This is a genomic window from Paenirhodobacter sp., assembly GCF_047600745.1.
Taxonomy (GTDB): Bacteria; Pseudomonadota; Alphaproteobacteria; order Rhodobacterales; family Rhodobacteraceae; genus Rhodobacter.
In genome coordinates this window covers 419,987-437,070 of the sequence record NZ_JASGKI010000006.1, presented here as the reverse complement: position 1 = coordinate 437,070, position 17,084 = coordinate 419,987, and the positions used below count along the sequence as shown (strand labels likewise).

General features: G+C 69.5%; 15 protein-coding genes and 1 pseudogene. 13 read left to right on the top strand and 3 right to left on the bottom strand.

The features are described from left to right. Positions 1-50 precede the first annotated feature (50 nt). From QM789_RS21420 to QM789_RS21375, 10 genes are all read left to right on the top strand, one after another. Positions 51-251, top strand: a complete 201-nt coding sequence (locus QM789_RS21420; protein WP_420353844.1) for a hypothetical protein — start codon at positions 51-53, stop codon at positions 249-251. A 344-nt stretch (positions 252-595) separates the two neighbouring features. After that, complete coding sequence (locus tag QM789_RS21415; protein ID WP_420353843.1) at positions 596-1,744, top strand: acyl-CoA dehydrogenase family protein; 1,149 nt, start codon at positions 596-598, stop codon at positions 1,742-1,744. Beyond that, positions 1,741-2,742: an ABC transporter substrate-binding protein gene (locus tag QM789_RS21410; protein WP_420353842.1), complete on the top strand. Its 1,002-nt coding sequence runs from the start codon at positions 1,741-1,743 to the stop codon at positions 2,740-2,742. Before QM789_RS21415 ends, QM789_RS21410 begins: the two co-directional genes overlap by 4 nt. A gap of 9 nt (positions 2,743-2,751) precedes the next feature. Further along, a complete protein-coding gene (locus QM789_RS21405; protein WP_420353841.1) occupies positions 2,752-3,735 on the top strand; it encodes an ABC transporter permease in 984 nt (327 codons plus the stop codon). Further along, positions 3,729-4,493: an ABC transporter ATP-binding protein gene (locus tag QM789_RS21400; RefSeq protein ID WP_420353840.1), complete on the top strand. Its 765-nt coding sequence runs from the start codon at positions 3,729-3,731 to the stop codon at positions 4,491-4,493. The genes QM789_RS21405 and QM789_RS21400 overlap by 7 nt, the downstream gene beginning before the upstream one ends. Further along, the gene (locus QM789_RS21395; RefSeq protein WP_420353839.1) at positions 4,490-6,334 is read left to right on the top strand and encodes a copper resistance protein CopC; all 1,845 of its coding nucleotides are present in this window, start codon (positions 4,490-4,492) and stop codon (positions 6,332-6,334) included. Before QM789_RS21400 ends, QM789_RS21395 begins: the two co-directional genes overlap by 4 nt. A 125-nt stretch (positions 6,335-6,459) precedes the next feature. Then, on the top strand, positions 6,460-7,785 hold the full coding sequence (locus QM789_RS21390; RefSeq protein ID WP_420353838.1) for an LLM class flavin-dependent oxidoreductase: 1,326 nt from the start codon (positions 6,460-6,462) through the stop codon (positions 7,783-7,785). A gap of 10 nt (positions 7,786-7,795) precedes the next feature. Beyond that, the gene (locus tag QM789_RS21385) at positions 7,796-8,740 is read left to right on the top strand and encodes an ABC transporter substrate-binding protein (protein WP_420353837.1); all 945 of its coding nucleotides are present in this window, start codon (positions 7,796-7,798) and stop codon (positions 8,738-8,740) included. Then, entirely contained in the window at positions 8,737-9,576 is an 840-nt protein-coding gene (locus QM789_RS21380) for an ABC transporter permease subunit (RefSeq protein WP_420353836.1), read from the top strand. Before QM789_RS21385 ends, QM789_RS21380 begins: the two co-directional genes overlap by 4 nt. Further along, positions 9,549-10,271 carry an ABC transporter ATP-binding protein gene (locus QM789_RS21375; protein ID WP_420353835.1) on the top strand — a complete coding sequence of 241 codons (723 nt, stop codon included), beginning with the start codon at positions 9,549-9,551 and terminating at the stop codon, positions 10,269-10,271. Before QM789_RS21380 ends, QM789_RS21375 begins: the two co-directional genes overlap by 28 nt. 193 nt (positions 10,272-10,464) lie before the next feature. Here QM789_RS21375 and QM789_RS21370 read toward each other — a convergent pair whose 3' ends face one another. Further along, positions 10,465-12,039: a rhodanese homology domain-containing protein gene (locus tag QM789_RS21370; RefSeq protein WP_420353834.1), complete on the bottom strand. Its 1,575-nt coding sequence runs from the start codon at positions 12,037-12,039 to the stop codon at positions 10,465-10,467. Positions 12,040-12,057: 18 nt separating this feature from the next. Next, positions 12,058-12,627, bottom strand: coding sequence for a hypothetical protein (locus tag QM789_RS21365; RefSeq protein WP_420353833.1), 570 nt, complete (start codon positions 12,625-12,627; stop codon positions 12,058-12,060). A gap of 310 nt (positions 12,628-12,937) precedes the next feature. Between QM789_RS21365 and QM789_RS21360 the strand changes: the two genes are divergently transcribed. Beyond that, positions 12,938-13,492, top strand: coding sequence for an NAD(P)H-dependent oxidoreductase (locus tag QM789_RS21360; RefSeq protein ID WP_420353832.1), 555 nt, complete (start codon positions 12,938-12,940; stop codon positions 13,490-13,492). 4 nt (positions 13,493-13,496) lie between these two features. After that, positions 13,497-14,843, top strand: a complete 1,347-nt coding sequence (locus tag QM789_RS21355; RefSeq protein ID WP_420353831.1) for an FAD/NAD(P)-binding protein — start codon at positions 13,497-13,499, stop codon at positions 14,841-14,843. Positions 14,844-15,010: 167 nt separating this feature from the next. On the opposite strand, the pseudogene QM789_RS21350 reads toward QM789_RS21355, so the two are convergent. Then, a pseudogene (locus QM789_RS21350) lies at positions 15,011-15,276 on the bottom strand (IS5/IS1182 family transposase); the annotation flags it as partial. A gap of 604 nt (positions 15,277-15,880) precedes the next feature. Between QM789_RS21350 and lldD the strand changes: the two are divergent. Further along, positions 15,881-17,029, top strand: a complete 1,149-nt coding sequence (lldD, locus tag QM789_RS21345; protein WP_420353830.1) for an FMN-dependent L-lactate dehydrogenase LldD — start codon at positions 15,881-15,883, stop codon at positions 17,027-17,029. Positions 17,030-17,084: the final 55 nt, after the last annotated feature.

Genomic DNA, 17,084 nt, shown 5'->3' with positions numbered 1-17,084 from the left:
CTCGGGTTTCACTGCGTTGCGCGTGCCGGTGGAATACGGCGTCGGGGGCGTTGCTGGTACAGTTCTGTGACCTGCTGGTGGACCTTTGCCGAGGCCGACACCAATATCGCCCAACCCTGCGCGGCCATTTCGCGCCCCGCACGGACACCGGCGCCCCGGTGATCGCCATCGTGCAGGCCGATCGGCCGGGCATCGCGCGGGGAGACGGCCGGACCGGCTTCGTCCATCGGCTGACCGGCATCACGGTTTAGACCGGCGCAGGGGTCGGGCCCTGCTTCCGCTATCAAACCGCCTGCTCTCAACTGGCGCTGAATGCGGTGCGGGTTCTCGCACGGGATGGGGCGGCGGCGCGATCCGCAGGTGGTGGACCGGGTGCGCGCCTTTGCCGTGCGCCCATCATGCCGGGCCGGGCGACGACAGGGCCGCAGACGTTGCCGCGATGCCCGCACCGAACTCGTCTCCGCCGCGCAGCAGATTTTCGCTCCCCTTACACCAAGGGGCCATCGGTTTCTTCTCCCGGCGGCGGGATCATTGGAATGGGCTCCGGGCGCGTTCCGCCTATCCTCGGCACCATCAAATCCCTGGAACGGACCCTATGCTGATTTCCCCCTTCACCCCCGATAGTCCGGAGCCGCGCCGGGCGGCCCGGCTGGCGGATGACTTCCTGCTTTCCGCCGCCGAAGACGATGCCGCGGGCCGCTTTCCGCATGCCCATATCCGCGCGCTGAGGGAGGCCGGGCTGCTGGGCCTGACGGCGCCCGCGCGGTTCGGCGGCGGGGGCGCGGGGCTTGCCATCGCGGCGGAGGTGATCCGCGAGGTGGGCCGGGGCGATCCCGCCGCCGCGCTGATCCTGGTGATGCAATATGCCCATATCGCCACGCTGCACCGGACCCGCTGGGATCCGGCGCTGGTTGAAATGGTCGTCACCGGCGCGGTCCAGCGCGGCGAGCTGATCAACGCGCTGCGGGTCGAACCCGACCTCGGCACGCCGTTGCGCGGCGGGCTGCCGCAGACCACCGCGCGCCGGGTGGCCGATGGCTGGCGGCTGAGCGGGCGCAAGATCTACTCGACCGGCAGCGAGGGGCTGACCTGGGGCATCGTCTGGGCACGGACCGAGGATGACCACGTGGGGCAGTTCCTCGTGCCGATGTCGGCGGCGGGGGTGCGGATCGAACGGAGCTGGGACACGCTCGGCCTGCGGGCGTCATCGAGCCATGACGTGATCCTCGACGACGCCCCCGGTTACGCCGCCGACATCCGCCGCCCCGAGGACTGGGGCGCGGATGGCTCCGGCTGGATCGCGCTGCTGCTCGCGGCGCTTTACACCGGGGTGGCGGAGGCCGGGCGCGACTGGATCGCGGGATTCCTGCGCACGCGGGTGCCTGCGAACCTCGGCAAGCCGCTCGCGGAACTGCCGCGGATGCAAGAGGCGCTCGGCGCGATCGAGGAGCGGCTGGTCGTGAACCGCCGCCTGATCCGCTCCGCCGCCGCCGAGGTGGACGCCGGCGTCCCGCTGCCAGAGGCCGCGATCCTCAAACATGTCGCCACCGAAAACGCCATCGCGGCGGTCGAACAGGCGCTGAAGCTTGCCGGGAACCACGCCATCGCCCGGCGCAACCCGCTCGAACGCCATTACCGCGACGTGCTTTGCGGCCGCATCCACAGCCCGCAGGAAGACAGCGTGCGCATCACCGCCGGGCGCGCCGCGCTCGGGTTTCAGACCATCGGAAAGGACACCCCATGACATTCGACACCCCCAACCGCCGCAGCCTGCTGAAGGGGGCGCTGCTCGCGGCGCCGCTCCTCGGGCTGGGCTCCCTTGCGGGCGCGGGCGGGCTGCGCAAGGTGCGCTTTGCCTCCAATACCTCGTCGATCTGCCTTGCGCCGGTCTTCGTGGCGATCGACCACGGGATTTTTGAAAAACACGGGCTGGAGGTCGAGATCGTCAACTTCGGCGCCTCGACGGAAACGCTGCTCGAAGCCATCGCCACCGGCAAGGCGGATGGCGGCGTCGGCATGGCGCTGCGCTGGCTCAAGGCGCTGGAACAGGGCTTTGACGTCAAGATCACGGCGGGCACGCATGGCGGCTGCATCCGGCTGCTCGCGCCCGAAACGGCGGGGGTGAAGACCCTCGCCGATCTGAAGGGCAAGGCGATCGGGGTGCCGGACCTTGCCGCGCCGGGAAAGAACTTCATCTCGATCCTGCTGAAACAGGCCGGGCTGGATCCGGAGACGGATGTGAAATGGCGCGTCTTTCCGATCGACGTGCTGGAAATCGCCGCCGAGCGGGGCGAGGTCGCGGCGATCGTCGATGGCGATCCGCGCGCCTATTTCTGGCTGCATGACACGCCGGGCAAATATGTTCAGGTCGCCACCAACCTCGACCACGGGTTCGAGCATCGCGTCTGCTGCATCGCCGGGCTGAGCGGCAGCCTCGTGCGCAATGAGCCGGACACCGCGCGGGCGCTGACCCGCGCCCTGCTGGAGGCGCAGGACTGGACCGTGGCCCGGCCCGAAGATGCGGCGAAGGCCTTCCTGCCCTATGCGCCGAAGGGGCGTTCGGTCGCGGATCTGATCGCCGTGCTGAAGGATCAGACCCACAACCACACTCCCACCGGCTCCGACCTGAAATCCGAGATCGCGCTTTATGCCGAGGAGCTGCGCGCGGTGAACATCTTCCGTCGCTCGACCGATCCGCAGGCCTTTGCCGAACGGGTCTATGCCGATGTGCTGAGCGCATGAGGAGGGACCATGGCTTCGATTGATCTTGTGGCCCCGGCCGCAGCGCCACGGGCGGCACAGCCGCGCACGGTTCTTGCCGCCACGGGCTGGTTCGCGGCGGCGGCGGTTCTGGTGCTATGGCCCGACATCACCTATCAGCCGCTGGTGACCGAGCTCGCCGCGATCTGGGCGGCGGCGGGCGCGGCGCTGGTCGCCCTCGGCCTCGCCGGCAACCGGCTCGGCCGGGCCGGACGCTGGACCGCCCTGCGCGGGCCGTGGCTGTTCGCGATCGGCCTTGGCATGGCGGTCTGGACGGTGGTGACCGCAAAGACCGGCCTGCTTCCGCAGCCCTTCTTCCCGACGCCGCAGGCGATGCTGGAGGTGTTCCTCTATGACTACGGCAAGATCCTCTACAGCGCGTCGTTCTCGGTCTGGTTGCTGGCGAAGGGGTTCTTCTTCGGTGCCATCGCCGGGTTCCTGATCGGTATCGGCATGGGCTGGTCGCGCACCATCAGCTATTGGGCGACGCCCCTTCTGCGCTATATCGGGCCGCTGCCGGCGACGGCCTGGCTGCCGCTGGCCTTCTTCATCTTCCCCACTTCGGGGTCGGCAAGCGTGTTCCTGATCGCCTTTTCCACGGCCTTCCCGGTCGCGGTGCTCACCTGGTCGGGGATCGCCTCGGTGAACCGCGACTACTATGAGATTGCCCGCACGCTCGGCGCCTCGCAGCTGTTCCTGATCCTGCGGGTGGCGGTTCCGGCGGCGCTGCCGCATGTGTTCGTCGGTCTGTTCATGGGGCTTTCCACCTCTTTCGCCGTGCTGGTCGTGGCCGAGATGCTGGGCGTCGAGGCGGGCCTTGGCTGGTATCTGCAATGGGCGCAGGGCTGGGCCGCCTATGCCAACATGTATGCCGCGCTGTTCGTGATGGCGGCGATGTGCTCGGGTCTGATCACGCTGCTGTTCCGCATCCGCGACCGGGTGCTTGTCTGGCAAAAGGGAGTTGTGCGGTGGTAGATCACGGCCGGGATATTGCAATCGAGGCGGTCTCGCACCGGTTCGATCTGGAAGGGGCGCCGCTGCCGGTGCTGGACGATGTGAGCTTTGACATCGAACCGGGGTCTTTCGTCGCGCTGCTCGGCCCTTCGGGCTGCGGGAAATCGACGCTGCTGCGGCTGATCGCGGGGCTCGACCATCCGGCACAGGGCCGCATCGCGGTGGGCGGGGATACGGTGGGCGATCCGGATCCCTCGCGGATTCTGGTGTTTCAGGATCCGACCCTGTTCCCCTGGCGCGATGTGCGGGCGAATGTCGCGCTCGGGCTTCAGGCGCAGGGCACGTTGAAGACCGAGGGGCACCGTGTCGATGACGCGATCCGTCTGGTCGGCCTGTCGGGTTTCGACAAGGCCTATCCGCATCAATTGTCGGGTGGGATGGCGCAGCGGGTGGCGCTGGCCCGGGCGCTGGTGAACCGGCCCGATGTGCTGTTGCTCGATGAACCGCTCGGCAAGCTCGACAGCCTGACCCGGATGACGATGCAGGCGGAACTGGTGCGGCTGTGGCAGGACAGCGGGCTGACCGCCGTTCTGGTCACCCATGACGTCGAGGAGGCGCTCTTCCTCGCGCAGCGGGTGATCGTCTTCGGGCCGCGCCCGGCGCGGGTGGTGGCCGACCTGGCGGTCGATCTGCCCTATCCGCGGCATCGGGGCGATCCGCGTCTGGCGGCGCTGCGCCATCAGGCGCTTGGGCATCTGGGGCTGGAGGCGAGCTGGTGAGACTGCTCCTTCTGCTCGCAGTTCTGCCGCTGCCGCTCGCCGCCCATGTCCATGTCGCGCCCGAAACCGTGGCGCGGGGCGGGCGGGCCGAACTTACCCTGATCGTCGGGCATGGCTGCAAGGGCGCGGCGACCACCGCCCTACGCGCGGCCCTGCCCCCGGCGCTGAGCGCGGTCACTGTGCTGGAAAAGCCGGGCTGGACCGTCACCACCACGGCGCAGGAAGTGGCCTGGCACGGCGGCCCGCTGCCGGACCACGACACCGGCACCTTCACGCTCAGCGCGACCATCGCCGGGGATGCGCCCGAAACAGTGCCGATCCCGGTGATCCAGATCTGCGGCGATACGGAAACCCGCTGGATCGGCGCTGAGAAGCCCGGTGCTGAATATTCTGCCGTGAGCCTGCTGTGGCGGGTTCTGTCCGGGCTGGCCGTGCTGGTGCTGTGCGCCGGTGCGGCGCTCGCGCATGCCAGCCTGCTGGCCTCCGATCCGCCGGATGGCGCGCTGCTGGAGGCCGCGCCCGGGACTGTCACCCTGACCTTCAACGAACCCACCCGCCCCCTTGCCGCCCGGCTGACCGCGGCGGATGGCACGACCCGGCTGCTATTGCCGCCCCGGGCGGAGGGGGACCGGCTGGTCTATCCGCTGCCGCCCGATATGGGGCAGGGGACGCATCTGCTGTCGTGGCGGGTGACGGCGGCGGATGGGCATCCGCTGGCAGGGGGCGTGGTCTTTTCGGTGGGTGCCGAGACCGGGGCGGTTGGCGCCCCCGATACCGGTTCCCCGGCCACGCGCGGTCTGCTCTGGGCGGCGCGGGCGGGGTTGATCGCGTCGGTTCTGCTGGCGGTTGGCGGGACGGCACGGGCGGGCTGGGTGGGGCTGGCGCTCGTGCCGGTGGTGCTGGGCGCGCAGGGGCTCGATCTGCTCGGCCTGCCGCCCGGGGCGCTGCTGACCGCTGCCCCATGGCGCGAAGGCGGGGGGATCGCGCTCGTGCTGACCGGGGCGGCGCTGCTGGCCGGGGTGCTGCGGGCGCGGGGGGTGGCGGTGCTGCTCGCCGGGCTGGCGGCAGCGGCTGCGGGCCATGCGGCGACGGCCCCGCTGCAGCTGGTCATGCGGCCTGCGGTGGCGCTCCATGTCATGGCGGCGGCGCTGTGGATCGGCGCGCTCTGGCCGCTGGCGCGCAGCCTGACGGATCCCGCGCCGCTGCGCCGGTTCGGGCGGCGGATCCCGTGGATCGTCGCGCTGCTGGTCGGCTCCGGCTGCGTGATCGCGGGGGTGCAACTGGGCCGCCCCGCCGCGCTGTGGGAAACCGATTTCGGCCGGGTCTTGGGGCTGAAACTGGCGCTGGTGGCGGTGCTGCTGCTGGTCGCACTGGTGAACCGGCTCTGGCTGGCCCCGCGTGCGGAGGCGGGCGATATCCGGCCGCTGCGCCGGGCGATCGTGGTGGAACTGGTGTTGGCGGCGCTGATCGTGGGCACGCTGTCGCTGTGGCGCTTTACCCCGCCGCCGCGCAGCCTGCCCGAGCGGGTGCAGGTCATCGCCGCCGAGGGGCTAAGCGCCACGCTGCGCGTTGCGCCCCCGCGCCGGGGGCCGGTGACGCTCGGGCTCTCGGATCTGCGCCTTGATGGTGTGCCGGTGGTGCCGCAGGCGGTGGAGGTGGAGCTTGCGAAGCCCGCCTATGGCCTCGGCCCGTTTCAGCACAGCCTGCCCGGCGCGGCGGGGGAGATCGGGCTCGGCACCTTCGTGCTGCCGCTCGATGGCTATTGGGTGCTGACGCTCGATGTCCGGCTGAGCGATTTCCACGCGATCCGGATCCGCGACATCGTGGAGATCGCGCCCTGAGCGGGGAAAGCCGTTCCCCGCCGCGCCCCCGGCGGAGAACGGTTCCCTCCGGCGCCGGGAGTCTTTGGAATTCAATCGGATACACCCCCGGGCCTATCCTGTCGCCAGATCGAAAGGACAGGACGATGACCCAGAGACAGTTGAAGCTCGGTTTCATGATGCACGGCAATGGCACCGGCTGGGGCGACTGGCGCCATCCCCGCGCCACGCCCGGCGCCTCGACCGATTTCGCCTATTATCGGCGGCAGGCACAGGTGGCGGAGGCCGCGAAATTCGACTTCCTCTTCGTGGCCGACAGCGTTCACATCACCCCGAAGTCGAGCCCGCATTACCTCAACCGGTTCGAGCCGCTGACCATCCTGTCCGCGCTGGCGGCGGTGACGGATCATATCGGCCTCGTCGGCACGCTGACGGTGAGCTATGCCGAGCCGTTCAACGTCGCGCGGCAGTTCGCCTCGCTCGACCATATCTCGGGCGGGCGCGCGGGGTGGAACGTGGTGACCTCGTGGCTCGACGGTTCGGCGCGCAACTACAGCCGCGAAAAGCATTACGACCACGCGACGCGGTACCGGCTGGCGGCGGAGCATCTGGACGTCGTGCAGGGGCTGTGGGATTCGTGGGAGGATGACGCGCTGACCCATGACAAGGCCACGGGGCGCTTCTTCGATCCGGAGAAGCTGCATCGGCTGGACCACCGGGGCGAGTTCTTTCAGGTCGAGGGCCCGCTGAACATCGCCCGCAGCCCGCAGGGCCAGCCGGTGATCTTTCAGGCCGGTGCTTCGGAGGCCGGGCGCGATTTCGCCGCCGCCCGGTCGGACGCCATCTTCGTGCAGTTCGACCGGCTGGCCGAAGCGCAGAGCTATTACACCGACCTGAAGGCCCGGGTTCTGGGCCATGGCCGCGATCCGGAGGATGTGTCGGTCCTGCCCGGCGCGCGCCCGGTGATCGGTTCGACCGAAGCGGAGGCCGAGCGCAAATACCAGGAGTTCATCGCCCTGACCTCGATCGAGGATGCGCTGCTGATCATGGCGCGGTCGTTCAACGAACATGACTTTTCGCACTACGATCTGGACGCGCCCTTCCCCGATGTCGCGCGTTTCGCCGAGAATTCCAACCGCTCGACCTCGGACCGGATCATCCGGCTGGCAAAGGAAGGCGGGCTGACCCTGCGCCAGACCGCGCAGCGCTTTGCCACCCCGCGCACTGATTTCGTCGGCACGCCCGAGCAGGTCGCCGATGCCATCGAACGCTGGTTCCTGGGCCGGGGCGCGGATGGCTTCGTCTACAACAACTCGTTGCCCGATGAACTGTCCGTCTTCGCCGAAACCGTGGTGCCGATCCTGCAAGAGCGCGGCCTTTACCGGCGCGACTACCTCGGCACGACCTTCCGCGAGACGCTGGGCCTTGCGAAACCCGTCAACCGCTACAGCCACCCGCTGGCTGCCGAATAAGGATCCCGCCATGACCCGTTTCATTGCCGCACTGCTGGCGGCTGTGCTGGCGACATCGGCCACCGCGCAGGATCTGTCCGGTGTCGTGCTGCGCGTCGGCGATCAGGTCGGCGAAAGCCGCGCCCGGCTGGCGGCCGCCGGTCTGCTGGACGATCTGCCCTATCGCATCGAATGGTCGGTCTATCCCGCCGCCGTCAACCTGCATGAGGCGCTGAAGGCCGGGGCCGCCGATGTCGGTATGTCCGCCGACAGCCCCGCCGTCAGCGCCATCGCCGGCGGCTCGAAGGTGAAGATCGCGGCGGTCTTCTCGAACGGCGGCCTCGGCAGCGCGATCCTCGTGCCGAAGGACAGCCCCGTCCGGACGATCGAAGACCTGAAGGGCCGGACGATCTCGCCCACCACGCGCGGTTCGGTCGCGCATTACCTCGTGCTGGGCACGCTGAAGAAGGCCGGGATCGAGCCGGGGGACGTCACGCTCGCCTTCCTGACGCCCACCGATGCCGCCGCCGCGTTCCAGTCGGGCAGCATCGACGCCTGGAGCACATGGGGCATCTACAAGGCGCGCAGCACCGGCGTTCTGGGCGCGCGCGAACTGTTCGACGGGGTGGGGGTCAATACCGGCAACAGCGTCTATGCCGTCACGGATGCCGCGCTGGCCGATCCGGCGAAGGTGGCGGCGATCGCCGATTACCTCGGGCGGATCGAAAAAAGCTACGACTGGGTGCGTGCCAACCGCGAGGATTTCCTGACCTTCTACGAAGGTTTCACGAAACAGGACCGCGCGACGGTCGAACCGCTTTACGCCGAACAGGCGGGTTATCGGCGCGGGCCGGTCGATGATGCTTTCGTCGCGCGTCTGCAAGAGGTGTTCGACACCTGGGTCGCGGCGGGGGTGCTGTCGGGCACGCTGGACCTGTCCGCCCATGTCTGGCGCGGTCTGCCGGTGGCGCCATGAGCCTGATCGACGCGAAAGACCGGTTCACCGCGCCGGAACCGGAACGGCTGATCCCCGCCACGGCGCGGGGCGGCCGGGTACCGCGCCCGCTGCGGCGGTTCGTGGGCGTAGGGCTTCTCGTGCTGGGTTGGCACCTGGCCTCGGTCAGCGGCGTGCTGCCCGCCGAGGTTCTGGCCGGTCCGGCGACGGTGGTGCGCAGCGCCGCACGCCTTGCCGCGACGGGGGAGTTGCAGCAGGCGGTTCTGGTCTCGATGGGCCGGGCGCTGACGGGGCTGGCGATCGGCGGCACGGCGGGGGTTGTGCTTGCGGTTGTGGCGGGGCTGACCCGGCTGGGCGAAGATCTGGTCGATGCGCCGATGCAGATGCTGCGCACGGTGCCGAATGTCGCGCTGATCCCGCTCTTGATCATCTGGTTCGGCATCGGCGAGGCACCGAAGATCGCGCTGATCGCCCTGGCCACTGCCTTTCCGCTGTATCTCAACGTCTATGCCGGGATCCGGGGCGTGGATCAGACGCTGGTCGAGGCGGGCCGGACACTGGGCCTTGGCCGGGTGGGGCTGGTGCGCCATGTCGTGCTGCCCGGGGCATTGCCCGGCGCGCTGGTGGGGCTGCGCTATGCGCTCGGCATCGCCTGGCTCGCGCTGGTGTTCGGCGAGCAGATCAACGCCACCGCGGGCGTCGGCTATCTGATGGCCAATGCGCGCGAATTCTTCCAGACCGATGTGATCGTGGTCTGCCTTGTCGTCTATGCGCTCCTCGGTCTTGCGGTCGATGCCGTGGTGCGCGCCCTTGAAAGGATCTTCCTCGCATGGCGTCCGAATTTCACCGGAACCTGAGCCCGGCGGCGGTCCGGGTGCGCGGCCTGAGCCGGGCCTTTGGTCCGCGCCGGGTCATCGACAATCTCGACCTGACGATCCGGCCCGGCGAATTCGTGGCACTGCTGGGCGCCTCGGGCTGTGGGAAATCGACGCTCCTGCGAATCCTCGGCGATCTGGATCCGGAGTTCGCGGGCGATGTCACCGTCCCCGCCCGCCGCGCGATCGCCTTTCAGGCGCCCCGGCTGATGCCGTGGAAACGGGTGTGGCGCAATGTCGTTCTCGGCCTGCCGGGGCGGCCGGACCGGATGCTGGCGGATCGCGCGCTGGCGGAGGTCGGCATCGGCCATCGCGCCGATGTCTGGCCGAAGGTGCTTTCGGGTGGCGAGGCGCAGCGCGTGGCACTGGCCCGGGCGCTGGTGCGCGGGCCGGACCTGCTGCTGCTCGACGAACCCTTCGCCGCGCTCGATGCCCTGACCCGGATCCGGGCACAGGCGCTGGTCGCCGAACTCTGGCAGCGGCGCGGCTGCGCGGTGCTTCTGGTCACCCATGACGTCGAGGAGGCGCTGCTGCTCGCCGATCGGGTTCTGGTGATGAAGGACGGGGTGATCGCGCATCACGAACACATCTCCCTGCCGCGCCCGCGCGACGTCGCCGCCCCCGATTTCGCCCGCAGGCGGGGGGTCTTGCTCGACTGGCTTGGGGTGCGGCATTGATGGCGGATGTTCTGGGGATCGGGAAGGGCTGACTCGGCACTTCGGGCGTCACGACAACGGACCTGTTCGTTGCGGGCGATACGACCTCGCGCGAGCTGATCGCGGGGGAACATCAATGCGGCCTGGGCGCTATCCTCGGCCGGGCCGGGGCGGACGCGGGGCCCGGCGGGGTATCCCCCCGGGCCGCCGCCGATCAGATCACATTGAAGAAATGCGTGCCGTCCCGGTCCAGTTGCGCGACGAGGCCGTATTCCCATTCCAGATAGGCTTCCATTGCGGCGCGCGGCGCGTCGGTGCCCTCATAGGGGCGGCGGTAGCGGTCGATCCGGGGCGCGGCGAGGCTGTCTTCGCCCGAGGCCAGCGGCAGGCCCGCGGCCTTCCACGCCTGCGTGCCGCCCGCCAGCAGTACCACCTTCGTCGAGGTCAGCGCCTGCACCTCTGGCACGGCATAACGGGCCAGCGCGCTTGATCCGCAGGTCAGAACATAGCGGTCAGCCGGGCCGATCCTGTCCAGCGCTTCGGCCAGCCGCGGGCGCAGCGCGAACCAGGCGCCGGGGATATGTTCGCGGACATGGTTAGCCGAGGTGGTCAGGTCGATCACCGCCGTGCGCGGCGTGCCCTCCGCCAGCCAGCGGGACAGCTCCGTGGGGGTGACCTCCTCCACCACCGGCGCCGGGATCGGCGCGGGGGCGGGGGGCTGCGTCTCGCTGCGCTGCGCCGGATCGACGGGATCGACCACCGCCACCTCCCACCCCATCTGCGCAAGCCATGAGGCCGTCATATCCGCCCGCGTGCCATCGTCATCGGCCAGCACGATCCGCGCGCCGCGCACCGGCACGGTGTGATCCGTCTCCTGCACCAACTGCCCGCCCGGAACGTGGATGAAGCCCGGCAGATGCCCGGCGGCATATTCCTCGGCGGTGCGCACGTCGATACGGTAGAGGCTGCGGCCCGGATCCGCCACCGCCGCGTCCGCCGCCACCCGGGGCACGCCCGCCCGTTCGGCCACCTGGCGGGCCTGGGCGCGCGCGGCGGCGCGGGCTTCGTCCGACACCGGGCCGAACTGCCGCTCCGCCCCGTGGTCCAGATCCAGCCCCGCCAGCGTCCAGCCGATCGTGCCGTTGCGCAGCCCGGCAACCGGATTCGGCACGCCCGCATTGATCAGCGACTGCGTGCCGATGATCGAGCGCGTCCGCCCGGCGCAATTCACGATTACCGGCGTTTCCGGATCGGGCGCCAGGTCGCGCAGCCGCAGCAGCAGTTCCGCACCGGGAACGGAAATCCCGGTCGGGATGCTCATCGTGTGGTATTCGTCGAACCGCCGCGCATCGAGGATCACCGGCGGCCTGTCCGAGGCGATCCGCCGGGCGACCTCTTCCGCCGGGAGAAGGGGAGTATGGCGCCGGGCCTCGACCAGTTCGCCAAAGGCCTTGGACGGCACGTTGACGTCGATGAAGGTCTCGTAGCCCGCCGCCTGCCATGCGGCAAGCCCACCCTTCAGCAGATACACATTGCCATAGCCCCACCCCCGCAGCCGCTGCGCCGCCAGCGGCGCCTGATCGCCATAAAGCACGATCCGCACATCCCGGCGCGGGATCCGGCGCGGCAGGTCCAGCTCCAGCCGGCCTAAGGGGAAATTCGCGGCCCAGAGCGGATGCCCCCGGGCATAGGGGTCTTCCTCGCGCAGGTCGATCAGCGCGATCTCGCGCCGGGCAAGCAGGTCGGCCCGGACTTCGGCGGGCGTCAGGGTGGGGAAAGCGTGGGTCATGGGATGTCCTCGGAAGGGTCACAGCCACAGGTTCGGCACGACGTCCGACGTGTAGCCGCTGCGGAAGGGCCTCTCGGCGCCGGTTTCGGGGTCGAAAATGTGGCGGTCGATCGCGCCGATATTGCCGCCGTTAAGGTGGATGCTGATCGAGGCCCTGTCCGCGCGGGCGTTGCTGACGCGGTGGATGTCGCCGATGCCGGGGGAAACGGCATCTATATCGCCGGGCTCGAAGCGGTCTTCGTCGCCCACCGGATGCCACAGCCCATCGTCGCGCGCGTAGCGCTGCGCGGTTTCGGCGCCTTCGAGGATGCCGAGCAGGCCCCATGTCGTATGGTCGTGGATCGGCGTCGCCTGCCCCGGCCCCCAGACGAAGCTGACGAGCGAGAACCGTTGCAGCGGGTCGCAATGCAGCAGGTATTGCTGATAGCGCGCGCCGGTGGTGGCAAAGGCTTCGGGCAGCCAGTGCCGGTCGCGCAGCAGATCGGCAAGCAGCGGCCGCGCCGCACCGAACAGCGCCGCCTCGCCGGTTTCGCGCTCCACCAGCCGGGTCATCTCGACCACGAAATCCCGCAATGGTCGCTGTGTCATCTCTGCCTCCTGTTTGTCGCCCCGATCATAGGCGGGCGTCGGATCCGGACCATTCTCTTGTGGGGGGTCGCCGTGGCGGATCCGTTTCGCGCCCGGGGGCGGAAAGGGGGAATCCTTCTGCGCGGAAACGGCCCGGTGCCACGTCCGCGGGCGTTCCCCCTGGCGCCGTGGCGGGCAGATGGGAAAGATCTGCTCTTTGACGCGCGCTTCGCCGGTATCGCCTTCTCCCTGCGTCGTGGTCTTTGGAATGGAGCGAAGGCGGCGGGGGGCCTATCCCTGTTTGCAATCGTGATGTCAGAAGGAGGCGGTGATGCCTGCGCTTTCGCTGGTCGGTCTGTCCGGCAATATTTCCAGCCCGTCGAAGACGCGGGCCTTCGTGCGGGCGGCGCTCGACCGGGCGGAGGGGCAGCTCGACGCGACGTCCGAGTTGTTCGAGATCGCCGATTTCGGCAATGACCTCGGGCGGGCGCGGCGGCTTTCGGACCTGTCCGCGGCGGCACAGGAGAAGGTGGCGCGGATCGCCGCCGCCGATGCGCTGGTCGTCGCAACGCCGATCTACAAGGGCTCCTATCCCGGACTGTTCAAGCATCTGATCGACCTGCTCGACCCGGTATCGCTGCTGCACAAACCGGTGCTGATCGGCATGACCGGGGGCGGGGATCGCCATGCGCTGGCGGTTGAACACCAGCTTCGCCCGCTGTTCGCGTTTTTCGAGGCGCAGGTGCTGTCCACCGCCGTCCATGTCTCCGACCGGGATTTCACCGAGGGCGCGTTGACCGGAGAGGCGGCGTTGGCGCGGCTCGATCGGGCGGTGTCGGAATTCGGCCGGATCTTCCCCCCGGCGCTGCGCCATGCGGCGGAGTGAGGCGATGGACACGGTGGCAATCCTGGGCGGCGGGCTGTCGGGGGCGATCGTGGCCTGGCACCTCGCGCGCAGCAGCGCGGTGCGGATCGTGGTGGTCGAGCCGCGCGCCGAACTGGGCCGGGGGCTGGCCTATGGCACGACGGATCCGGACCACAAGCTGAACGTACCCGAGGATCGGATGACCCTCGACACCGCCGATCTGCTGCATTTCCGGCGCTGGCTGAGCTCGCCCGAGGCGCCCTTCCTGCCGCCCGGTTCCGCGACGCTGCGGGGCGAGGTCTTTGCCCCGCGCGGGGTGTTTGGCCAGTATGTGGCGCAGACCGTGCAACCCTGGATCGCCTCCGGGCGGATCACGCATCGGCGGACCCGGGCGCTGGCCGCGCGGCGCGAGGGTGCGGGCTGGCTGGTCGATCTGGAGGATGGCGGGACGTTGAGTGCCGGGCGGATCGTGCTGGCGGTCGCGCATCCGGCGCCCCGGGTTCCGGCGGCGCTGGAACCGCTGCGGGGGGACGAGGGGCTGCTCCTTGACGGGGTGGATACCATCGCGCCCGACGAACGGGTGCTGATCGTGGGCAGCGGGCTGACCGGGGCCGATGTGGTCGCGACGCTGGCGCGGCGGGGTCAGCGCGGGCCGGTCTGGATGCTTTCGCGCCATGGCCGCCGGTCGCAGCCGCATGGGCCGCGACAGCCAGAGACCGCCGCCGATTACGCCACCACGCCCGAACACACTGCGCTTGGCCTGCTGCGCCGGGTGCGCCGCGATGTGGCGCGCGATGCGCAGGCGGGGCTGACCTGGCACGCGGTGTTCGACCGGCTGCGCGCGCAGGGGCCGCAGATCTGGGCCGCGCTGCCACATCCGGAGCGGGCGCGGCTGCTGCGGCATCTGCGCGGGCTGTGGGACATTCACCGCTTCCGCATCGCGCCGCAGACGGAGGCGGTGCTGGACCGGCAGATCGCCGCGAAACGGGTGACGCCGCTGCGGGGGCGGATCACCGGAGCGCGGCGCGGGCCGGATGGGATCGTGGTCGAGATCGGCGCGCACCACCTGACCGTTGACCGGATCGTGCTGGCGACGGGGCCGGCGCATGACCGGGCACTGGTGGAAAACCCGCTTCTGGCGGCGCTGGCGGCGGGCGGGGCGGTGACGGCGGATCCGCACGGGCTGGGGATCCGGACCACGGCCGAGTGCCGGGCGATCGCGGCGGATGGCCGGGCGCAGGACGATCTGCTGGTCGCCGGGCCGCTTGCGCGTGGCGCCGTGGGCGAGTTGATGGGCGTGCCCGAGATCACCGCCTGGGCCGAGCGGATCGCCCGCGCCCTGGCGCTTCGCGGTGCCACCAGGGCCGCCTGACAGCGGCCTTCTGCCGAAAAGGTGCCGCGCAGCGGCTGGCAACAGGTCGCCGCAGGCCGATGCGACCACTGGCGCCAAGGCCGAGTGGCGTTACTCCGGCGGCACTGCCGGGGCCGTCGCGGTCGACCACAGCCAGCCCCGGTATCTGGTCGGTCAGGCTCCTGCGTCAGGGTGTGGCGATCATAGGGGGTGCCGGGAACGCTGCGGGCGCTGACGACAACGCCCCCGCCGAGGGTGGTGGCGAACTCGTAGCGGATGCGGCCTTGCTCTTGGAGATGCAACCCACCTCGGGCTCGTGCAGGGAATAGATCTTGCCCCTGCTCTTCGGGGCCTGCTCCAGCAGGCACCCGACCAGTCAGACCCCCTCCGCGCAGGGCCCTTCGAAATGACGGCGCACCCCGCCGACATGGCCCTTGATCTGCCGCGAGGCCTTGAACCGTGGCGGCTCACGCGCCGCTCCGCAGTTTCATCGCGGTGCCGAAGGGGGCGTTCGTCGCTGGACCTGACAGTGGCCGCGCGGGTTCCCCGCCTGTCCGAGGCTGGTCTGTTTCGCCGCGAATACCACGCGACGTTCCCCGGCCAGTTGCAGGACAACGAAACCACCGCGAGCCGCGCCGGTCCGTGGCGCAGGTGTCTGGATGGCCGTTAGCAGGCCCGCCAGTCAATGGACAGATGCGCTGGCGTTCAATCCGTTGCCCACCGAAAGGCGCGTGGGATTGGGGCACAGCCGCGGGACGCTGGCCAGATTATCCGGAACGTCAGCCCCCATTGGTCCGACCATTGCGGCACGGAATGTATCGGAAAGGTGGCCAAAACCCTTGACAAGGGCCAATGCAAAGCGGCATCTGGCGCGCAAGACCAATATGACGCGACAAATCAGCGCATCTTGGTCCTACCATAAGGGCAGCGAATCGCCACCTTGGCCAATCACTACGGAGCCGGGGCGATACGGATTGACCCTTTCACCTGCCACATCGGCGGTGGAGGAGGCTGTGCCCGATACACCCCGCACTCCGTCTTGCAAAACGGAAGTTGCCATGCCGATCATCTCTTCCCCGACCGATTACCGCGAAGCCGCGCGGCGCAGACTGCCGCCCTTCCTCTTTCACTACATCGACGGCGGCGCCTATGCCGAACACACCATGCGGCGCAATCAGGCCGATCTGGCCGATGTCGCGTTGCGCCAGCGCGTCTTGCAGAACATGTCGGCGCTGAGCCTGGAAACCACGCTGTTCGGCCAGACGCTCGGCATGCCGATCGCGCTGGCGCCGGTGGGGCTGACCGGGATGTATGCGCGCCGGGGCGAGGTGCAGGCCGCCCGTGCCGCCACCGCGTGCAACATCCCCTTCACGCTTTCGACGGTTTCCGTCTGCGACATCGAGGAAGTGTCGGATGCCATCGACCGGCCGATCTGGTTTCAGCTCTATGTGCTGCGCGATCGCGGTTTCATGAAGAACGCGCTGGAACGCGCCAAGGCCGCGGGTGTCAGGACGCTGGTCTTCACGGTGGACATGCCGATGCCCGGCGCGCGCTATCGCGATGCCCATTCCGGAATGAGCGGGCCGAACGCCGCGATGCGCCGCTATGCGCAGGCCGTGCTGCATCCGCGGTGGGCGTGGGATGTCGGTCTGCGGGGCCGCCCGCACGATCTGGGCAATGTCTCGCGCTATCGCGGGAAACCGACGGGCCTTGAGGATTACATCGGCTGGCTGGGCGCCAATTTCGACCCGTCGATTTCGTGGAAGGATCTGGAATGGATCCGCGAATTCTGGGACGGCCCGATGATCATCAAGGGCGTTCTGGATCCGCAAGATGCCCGCGATGCGGTGACCTTCGGCGCCGATGGTATCGTGGTGTCCAATCACGGCGGAAGGCAACTGGACGGCGTTCTGTCCTCGGCGCAGGCCCTGCCCGCGATGGCCGATGCGGTGAAGGGGCAGATCGCGATCCTGGCCGATTCCGGGTTCCGCAACGGGCTCGATGTGGTGCGCGGGCTGGCACTGGGCGCCGATGCGATCCTTCTTGGCCGCGCCTTCATCTATGCGCTGGCCGCGGCGGGCGAAGCCGGGGTGCGCAATGTCCTCGACCTGTTTGCCAAGGAAATGCGGGTGGCGATGACCCTGACCGGGGCGAAGAGCGTCACCGATCTGGACCCGAGCTTCCTCGCGCGGCTGCCGCCGTCCTGAGCCGCGCTGGCTGGCGCGTGCCGTTTCACACCCCGTCCCCTCCCTGATCGGAGTG